This is a genomic window from Kitasatospora sp. NPDC091257 (assembly GCF_044757675.1).
Classification (GTDB): Bacteria; Actinomycetota; Actinomycetes; order Streptomycetales; family Streptomycetaceae; genus Kitasatospora; species Kitasatospora lactacystinica.
In genome coordinates this window covers 1-7356 of the sequence record NZ_JBIVVI010000362.1, presented here as the reverse complement: position 1 = coordinate 7356, position 7356 = coordinate 1, and the positions used below count along the sequence as shown (strand labels likewise).

The 7356-nt window shown below is 75.8% G+C and carries 6 protein-coding genes; 3 read left to right on the top strand and 3 right to left on the bottom strand.

Going from position 1 to position 7356, the window contains the following annotated elements; genetic code table 11:
• Window positions 1-1871, bottom strand: a 1871-nt coding sequence (locus tag ACIQOV_RS18370) for an MDR family MFS transporter (protein ID WP_401049635.1), incomplete at its 3' end; no start/stop codon positions are given.
• Between the two features lie 256 nt (window positions 1872-2127).
• Between ACIQOV_RS18370 and ACIQOV_RS18365 the strand changes: the two genes are divergently transcribed.
• Both ACIQOV_RS18365 and ACIQOV_RS18360 read left to right on the top strand, forming a co-directional pair.
• Window positions 2128-3633, top strand: coding sequence for an MFS transporter (locus ACIQOV_RS18365; protein ID WP_401049633.1), 1506 nt, complete (start codon window positions 2128-2130; stop codon window positions 3631-3633).
• Window positions 3630-4271 carry a maleylpyruvate isomerase N-terminal domain-containing protein gene (locus tag ACIQOV_RS18360; protein ID WP_401049632.1) on the top strand — a complete coding sequence of 214 codons (642 nt, stop codon included), beginning with the start codon at window positions 3630-3632 and terminating at the stop codon, window positions 4269-4271. The genes ACIQOV_RS18365 and ACIQOV_RS18360 overlap by 4 nt, the downstream gene beginning before the upstream one ends.
• Window positions 4272-4359: 88 nt before the next feature.
• Here ACIQOV_RS18360 and ACIQOV_RS18355 read toward each other — a convergent pair whose 3' ends face one another.
• Entirely contained in the window at window positions 4360-5256 is an 897-nt protein-coding gene (locus tag ACIQOV_RS18355; protein WP_401049630.1) for an ABC transporter permease subunit, read from the bottom strand.
• Window positions 5253-6176, bottom strand: coding sequence for an ATP-binding cassette domain-containing protein (locus ACIQOV_RS18350; RefSeq protein ID WP_401049629.1), 924 nt, complete (start codon window positions 6174-6176; stop codon window positions 5253-5255). Before ACIQOV_RS18350 ends, ACIQOV_RS18355 begins: the two co-directional genes overlap by 4 nt.
• A gap of 126 nt (window positions 6177-6302) precedes the next feature.
• Here ACIQOV_RS18350 and ACIQOV_RS18345 point away from each other — a divergent pair.
• A partial coding sequence (locus ACIQOV_RS18345) for a sensor histidine kinase (RefSeq protein WP_401049627.1) occupies window positions 6303-7356 on the top strand: 1054 nt, incomplete at its 3' end.

Genomic DNA, 7356 nt, shown 5'->3' with positions numbered 1-7356 from the left:
GCCTCGGTGGGGGAGAGGGCGTCGCCCTCGCGCAGGAGGTAGCCCTCGGCGGCCATCCGGTCGAAGACCGGCTCCAGGACCTCGGGCGGCACCCGCTTGCGGGCGGCGATGAGGTCGAGCGAGGCGTGGCCGACGGCCCTGGTGTGGCCGGCCACCTCCATCAGCGCCCAGGCCCCGGCCAGGTCCACCCGGGCGCCGGCGCCGGCGACGATCGTCCGGACGGCGTCGAGGTCCACCCCGCGCACGATCCGGCAGACCGAGTACTCCAGGTGCGGGTCGGAGTCGGCGGTGGTCGGCTGGGCGAAGGCCTCGCCCATGTCGGTGGAGCCCGCCCGGGCGGTGTCGCGCAGCTGCACCTGTTTGAGGAAGAGTGCCACCACGAAGCCGGCCACGGCCACCGGGATGGTCCACAGGTACACGGTGTGCAGGGCGTCGGAGTAGGCCTGGACGATCGGCGCGGCCTGGTCGGCGGGCAGCTGGTGCAGGCCCTGCGGGCTCTGCGCGGCCTGGCTGAGCACGGCCGGGTCGGCGCCGGTCAGCCGGGCGGCGGTGGCGATCCCGTCGGCGAGTTCGGTCTGCAGGCTGTTGGCGTAGATGGTGCCGAACACCGCGGTGCCGAAGGAGCTGCCGATGGTGCGGAAGAAGGTCACCCCGGAGGTGGCCGTGCCGAGGTCGGCGTAGTCGACGGTGTTCTGCACGGCGATGGTGAGCACCTGCATGCTCAGCCCGATGCCGACGCCGAGCACGAACATGTAGAGCGAGGCCAGTGCGGAGCCGGTGTCGGGCTCCAGCCGGGACAGCAGGTAGAGGCCGAGCGCCATCACCGCCGTGCCGACGATCGGGAACACCCGGTACTTCCCGGTCTTGCTGACCGCGTTGCCGCTGGCGATCGAGGCGATCAGCAGACCGATCACCATCGGCAGCGTCCGCACGCCGGAGACGGTCGCCGAGTCGCCGTCCACGTACTGGAGGAAGGTCGGCAGGAAGGTCAGCGCGCCGAGCATGGCGAAGCCGACGATGAAGCTGAGCACCGAGCAGACCGTGAACACCGGGTTGCGGAACAGCCGCATCGGCAGCATCGGTTCGACGGCCCGGGTCTCCACCCAGCAGAACAGGCCGAGCGCCAGCGCGCCGCCGACGAACAGGCCGATGATCACCCCGGAGCTCCAGGCGTACTGGTTGCCGCCCCAACTGGTCGCCAGGATCAGCGCGCCGGCGCCGACCGCGACCAGCACGATGCCCAGGTAGTCGACGACCGGGCGGGTCGCCGAGCGGACCGAGGGGATGGTCCGGGCGGCCAGGGCGACCACCACGACCGCGATCGGCACGTTGACGTAGAACGCCCAGCGCCAGGACAGGTGGTCGGTGAACAGCCCGCCCAGCAGCGGCCCGATCACCGTGGCCACGCCGAACACCGCACCGATCGCGCCCTGGTACTTGCCGCGCTCGCGCAGCGGGATGACGTCCGCGATCAGCGCCATGGAGGTGACCATCAGGCCGCCCGCGCCGAAGCCCTGCACGGCGCGCCAGGCGATCAGCAGGGTCATGTCGGTGGCCAGGCCGCACAGGAACGAGCCGCCGACGAAGACGATCGCCGAGACCTGGAACAGCAGCTTGCGCCCGTACAGGTCGCCGAACTTGCCGGCCAGCACGGTGGCCACCGTCTCGGCCAGCAGGTAGGACGTCACCACCCAGGACATGTGCGCGGCCCCGCCGAGGTCCGCGACGATGGTGGGCAGGGCGGTGCCGACGATGGTCTGGTCGAGGGCGGCCAGCAGCATGCCGAGCACGATGGTGGCGAAGACGACGTTCCGCTGCCGGACGTCCAGCACCGGAGGGGCGGAGGGCGGGGTCTCGGTGGCGACGGTCATGCCGTCAGCCTCCGGGGTGCGGGCGGCGGTCGCGATCCGGTTCGGCCGTTCGGGTGAGGACGGGCGGCGGCGGCCCGGGCGGCGCCCCGAGTGCCGGCCCGAGCGGTGGCCCGGGTGGCGGCCCCGGGAGGCCCGGGCGACGATGGGCCGAACGAAGCCGACCGAGGCCGACCGAGGCCGACCGACGACGGGCCGAACGAAGCCGACCGGCGATCATCCACCGACCCGGACGCCCCGGCCCCGGGAAGAGGCTCCCATGAACGCCGACCCCCCGCGCAGCAGCGTGCACCCGCCCCGGCCCGGCGCCACCGCCGTGGGCGTCCGGGCCGCCACCCGGCGCTGGCGGGCGCTCGCCGTCTGCCTGGTCGCCGGCTTCATGACCCTGCTGGACGTCAGCATCGTCAACGTCGCCCTGCCGACGGTACGGGCCGGGCTGCACATGTCCGACAGCGGCCTGCAGTGGGTGCTCAGCGGCTACGCGCTGGCCTTCGGCCTGGTGCTGGTGCCCGCCGGGCGGCTCGGCGACGCGCGCAGCCGACGAGCCGTCTTCCTCGCCGGGCTGGCACTGTTCACCGTGGCCAGCGCGCTCGCCGGGGCGGCGCAGAGCCAGGAGTGGCTGGTGCTGGCCCGGCTGTTCCAGGGCGCGGCCGGCGGGGTGCTGGTGCCGCAGGTGTCCGGCTTCATCCAGGTGCTGTTCCAGGGCGCCGAGCGCGGCCGGGCCTTCGGCGCGCTCGGTGCCACCATCGGGCTGTCCACCGCGGTGGGGCCGCTGCTCGGCGGGCTGCTGATCCACCTGGTCGGCCCGCAGGACGGCTGGCGCTGGGTGTTCCTGGTCAACCTGCCGATCGGCGTCGCCGTGCTGCCGATCGCCCGCCGGCTGCTCCCGGCGCCCCCGCCCGCCGACCAGCGGGCCGGGCACCGGGACTTCGACCCGGTCGGCGTGCTGCTGCTCGGCGCCGGGACGGTCGCGCTGCTGCTGCCGTTCGTCCAGGCGCAGCAGTGGCACGGCTCGGCCCGCTGGCTGCTGCTGCCGCTGGCGGCGGTGCTGCTCGCGGCCTTCGTCGGCTGGGAACTGCACTACGGGCGGCGGCGCGAACCGCTGGTGAGCATGGCGCTGTTCGCGGTGCGGCCGTACGCGGCGGGCACGCTGCTGTCGCTGGTGTACTTCGCCGGGTTCACCGCGATCTTCTTCATCTTCACGCTCTATCTCCAGGCGGGCCTGCACTACTCGGCGCTGACGGCGGGCCTGGCGATCACGCCGTTCGCGGTCGGCTCGGGGGTGTCCGCGGCGGTGGGCGGGCGCCTGGTGAGCCGGCTGGGGCGGCGGCTGGTGGTGGCCGGACTGGTGCTGGTGCTGGCCGGGCTGCTGGCCTCGGCGCTGGCGGTGCAGCTGTGGTCGGGGCCCCGGGTGGGCTGGACGACGGCGCTGCCGCTGCTGGTCGCCGGGGTGGGCAGTGGGCTGGTGATCGCCCCGAACCAGACGCTGACCCTCCAGCAGGTGCCGGTGGCCCGGGCGGGCAGCGCGGGCGGGGTGATGCAGACCGCGCAGCGGGTCGGCTCGGCGGTGGGCATCGCCGTCGTCGGCTCGGTGTTCTTCGCCCACGCGGCCGGCCCCCGCCCGGACTGGGCGCTGGCCTTCCAGCTGGGCGTGACGGTCGCGGCCGGGCTGGTGCTGACGGCGCTGCTGGTGGCGGTCGCCGACATGGCCTCGGGCCGCGGCGGCTTCCGGGCCACCGGGCCACGAGTGGGGAACGGGCCGTGACGGGCGCCCGGAGGGACTTCCTGGCCGCCGCCGGTACGGCCGAGGAACTCCTGCGCCGCCCGGAGGTGGCCCGGGCCTGGCAGCGGCCGAGCGCGCTGGCGCGGTGGAGCGTCGGCGGACTGGCCGGGCACCTGGCCTACCAGGTCCTCTGCCTGCCGGAGCTGCTGGCCGCCGCCGTGCCGGCCGAGCCGGTGGTCGGCCTGCTGGAGCACTACGCCCGCTCGGCCTGGGTCGGCGCCGCGCTCGCCGCGGACGCCAACGTGCGGATCCGGGAGGGCAGCGAGGCCTTCGCGGCCGACGGTGCGGCCGCGCTGCACCGCCGGCTGGCCGCCGTGCTGCCGGAGCTCGCGGGCACGCTCGCGGCGGCGGACGGCACCCGACCGGTCCGGCTGCCGTTCTGGGGCCCGTGGTCGCTCACCCTGGACGACCTGCTGGCCACCCGGACGATGGAACTGGCCGTCCACGGCGACGACCTGGCGGTCAGCGTCGGAGTGCCGGGCCCCGAACTGCCGCCGGAGGCCTTCGAGTCCGTCGTCGTCCTGCTGACCCGGCTGGCCGCCCGGCGGCACGGCCGGGCGGCGGTGCTGCGGGCGCTCAGCCGGGCCGAGCGGGCGCCGGGGAGCATCGCGGCGTTCTGAGCGCCCCCGCTCGGGGCCTTCCGGTGCGGGGCTCTCCGCTGCGGGCCCGTCCCCTGCGGGCCTTCCGCTGCGGGCGCTCTCCCGGCGGTCAGTGGTCCCGGCGGCGGACCGCGGCCGCGGCGACCGCCACCGAGGCCAGCGACCACACCGCGAAGGTGACCCAGGCGCCCGTGACGGTGGCCGGGTACTCGGACGGGCGCATTCCCGCCAGCGTGGTCCGGGCCAGCCGCTGCCAGGCGGGCATCGGCAGGGCGTGCAGCAGGTCGGCGCTCCAGCGGTAGCGCTCGGTGACCAGCGAGGGGAGGAAGAACAGCACCACGACGGTGCCCACCACGGCGCCCGCGCTGTGCCGGATCAGGGTGCCGAGGCCGAGCCCGACCAGGGCGCAGACCGGGCCGAACAGCACCGCCGCCGCGACGTACCGCAGCGCGGCCGGGTCGGTGACGGACTGTCCGATGCCGGTCCCGGCCAGGATCGCCTGGCTCCCGCCGAAGGAGACGCCGACGGTGAGCACCCCGTAGCCGAACAGCACGGCGGCCAGCACGCAGGCCTTGGCGAGGATCACCGCCCGGCGGTCGGGCACGGCCGCCAGGGTGGTGCGGATCAGCCCGGTCGCGTACTCGCCCGCGATGACGATCGCGCCGAGGCCGCCCGCGACCAGCATCAGGATGTCGGCGGAGACGAGGTTGAAGGCGTCGTTCAGCGCGGTCTGCGCCATGACCGCCGGATCGCCTTCGCCCGGCGTCCAGTGGTCGCGGGTGTACACCGCGGACTTGAGGTTGGCGGCGATGCTCGCCAGGGCGCCGAGGCCGAGCACCCAGGGGATCGAGCGCAGTGACCAGAACTTGATCCACTCGGCGGCCAGCAGGTCGCCGAAGCGGGCGCGCGGCTCGGTGGCGGCGCGGGTGGGCAGGGCGGCGGCGCGGGCGGGCTCGGTGGCGGCGCCGGTGGGCTCGGTGGCGGTGCGGGTGGGCAGGGTGTTCATCGGGGCTCTCCGGCGAGGTATTCGACGCTGTCGGCGGTCAGGTCCATGAACGCCTCCTCCAGGGAGGCGCCCCGGGTGGTCAGGGCGTGCAGCAACAGGCGCTGTTCCAGGGCGAGTTCGCCGATCCGGGTGGCGTCCAGGCCGCTCACTGCGAGGGTGCCGTCCGGGCCGGGCCGCACGGCCGCGCCCGCCGCCGTCAACACGGCCGCCAGCCGGTCGGGTTCGGCGGACCGGACGGTGACGGCGGCCCGGCCGGCCCGGGCGGCGAACCCGGTGAGGCTCTCATCGGCGAGCAGCCGCCCGCGTCCGATCACCACCAGGTGGTCGGCGGTGTGCTCCATCTCGGCCATCATGTGGCTGGAGACGAAGACCGTGCGGCCCTCGTCCGCGAGCCGCCGGAACAGTCCGCGCACCCAGAGCACGCCCTCCGGGTCCAGCCCGTTCAGCGGCTCGTCGAACAGCAGCACCGGCGGGTCGCCGAGCAGCGCCCCGGCGATGCCCAGGCGCTGGCGCATCCCCAGCGAGTAGCCGCCGATCCGCCGCCCGGCCGCCGCGGCGAGCCCGACCTCCTCCAGCACCTGCTCGACCCGCGCGGCCGGGATCGCGTTGGCGCGGGCCAGCGCCCGCAGGTGGGCCCGGCCGGTGCGCCCGCCGTGCGCGTCGCCCGCGTCGAGCAGCGCACCGGCGTGCCGCAGGCCGCGCGGCCTGCCGCGGAACGGGCGGCCGTCGACGGTGGCGGTGCCGGAGGTGGGGTCGCCCAGGCCGAGGACCAGTCGCAGGGTGGTGGACTTCCCCGCGCCGTTGGGGCCGAGGAAGCCGGTGACCAGGCCCGGCCGGACGGTGAAGGAGAGGCGGTCGACGGCGGTGCGGACGTGCCGGCCGCGGCCGTAGCGCTTCGTCAGTTCGGTAACTTCGATCATGGGGTCCACGGTGCCCGGGGGAACCGGTCGGGCGCATCGGACCGGCGTCGACACCGCAGGTCACCCGCGGTCGTACAACCAGGGCTGGATGACGGCGGGCGGCGCCCGTCGCTACGATCTTGAACCATGTCCACGACCCCCTCCCCGCCGCTGTTCCGGCGCGTCCCGCCCGAGGTCTGGGTCGGTCTCGCCTGGTGCGCGGCCGCCGGCTACCCCGCCGTACGGCTCGGCGGCGCCGCCGCGCAGCACCCCGGCGCCGCCGCGCACGGCGGCTGGGCGTTCACCCTGGCCGACACGGTGCTGGCCTTCGCGGGCGCGGCGCTGGTGCGGCGGCTGCCGGTGCTCTCGGTCGCCCTGCTGCTGGTCGCCGCGTTCACCGAGACCGACGGCTGGGCCGGCGGCGCCCAGGTGCCGCCCGGTGCGCTGCTCGCCGTGGACACCGCGCTCTGCCTGATCACCGCCGACCGGCCCCGGCGCAGCTCCCGGGCGGCGTTCGCGCTGGTCATGGTCTTCCTGGTGCTGCACATCGGCCTGGTGCGCGGCAGCACGGTGGGCATCTTCACCGGCACCCACATCGGCTCGGCCGACGGCGCCGCGCTGCTCGCGCTGGTCGCCTGGCTGGTCGGCCGCTCGGTGCGGCAGAACCGGGAGCACGCCGAGGCGCTCAGCGCCCGGGCGGCCGACGAGGCGGTCACCGCCGAACGGCTGCGGATCGCCCGCGAGATGCACGACACCGTCGCGCACAGCCTCGGCATCGTCGCCCTCCAGGCCGGGGCGGCCCGCCGGGTGATCGACCGTCGGCCGGAGCGGGCCGCGCAGGCGCTGGGCGAGATCGAGGCCGCCGGGCGGGAGACCCTGGCCGCGCTGCGCCGGATGCTGGTCGTGCTGCGGCGGGCCGACGGCGAGGCCTCGGCGACGCTGTCGCAGGGCCTGGCCGACCTCGACCGGCTGGCCGGGGCTACCACGGCGGCGGGGGTGCGGGTGGAGGTCCGGCGGCACGGCGAGCCGGGGCCGCTGCCGCCGGAGGTCGACCTGGCGGCCTTCCGGATCGTCCAGGAATCGGTCACCAACGTGGTGCGGCACGCGGACGTGGACGCCTGCGTGGTGGCGGTGGACCACCGCACGGCGGGGGAGCTGTCCGTCGAGGTCACCGACCGGGGGCGGGGCCGGGGCCGGACAC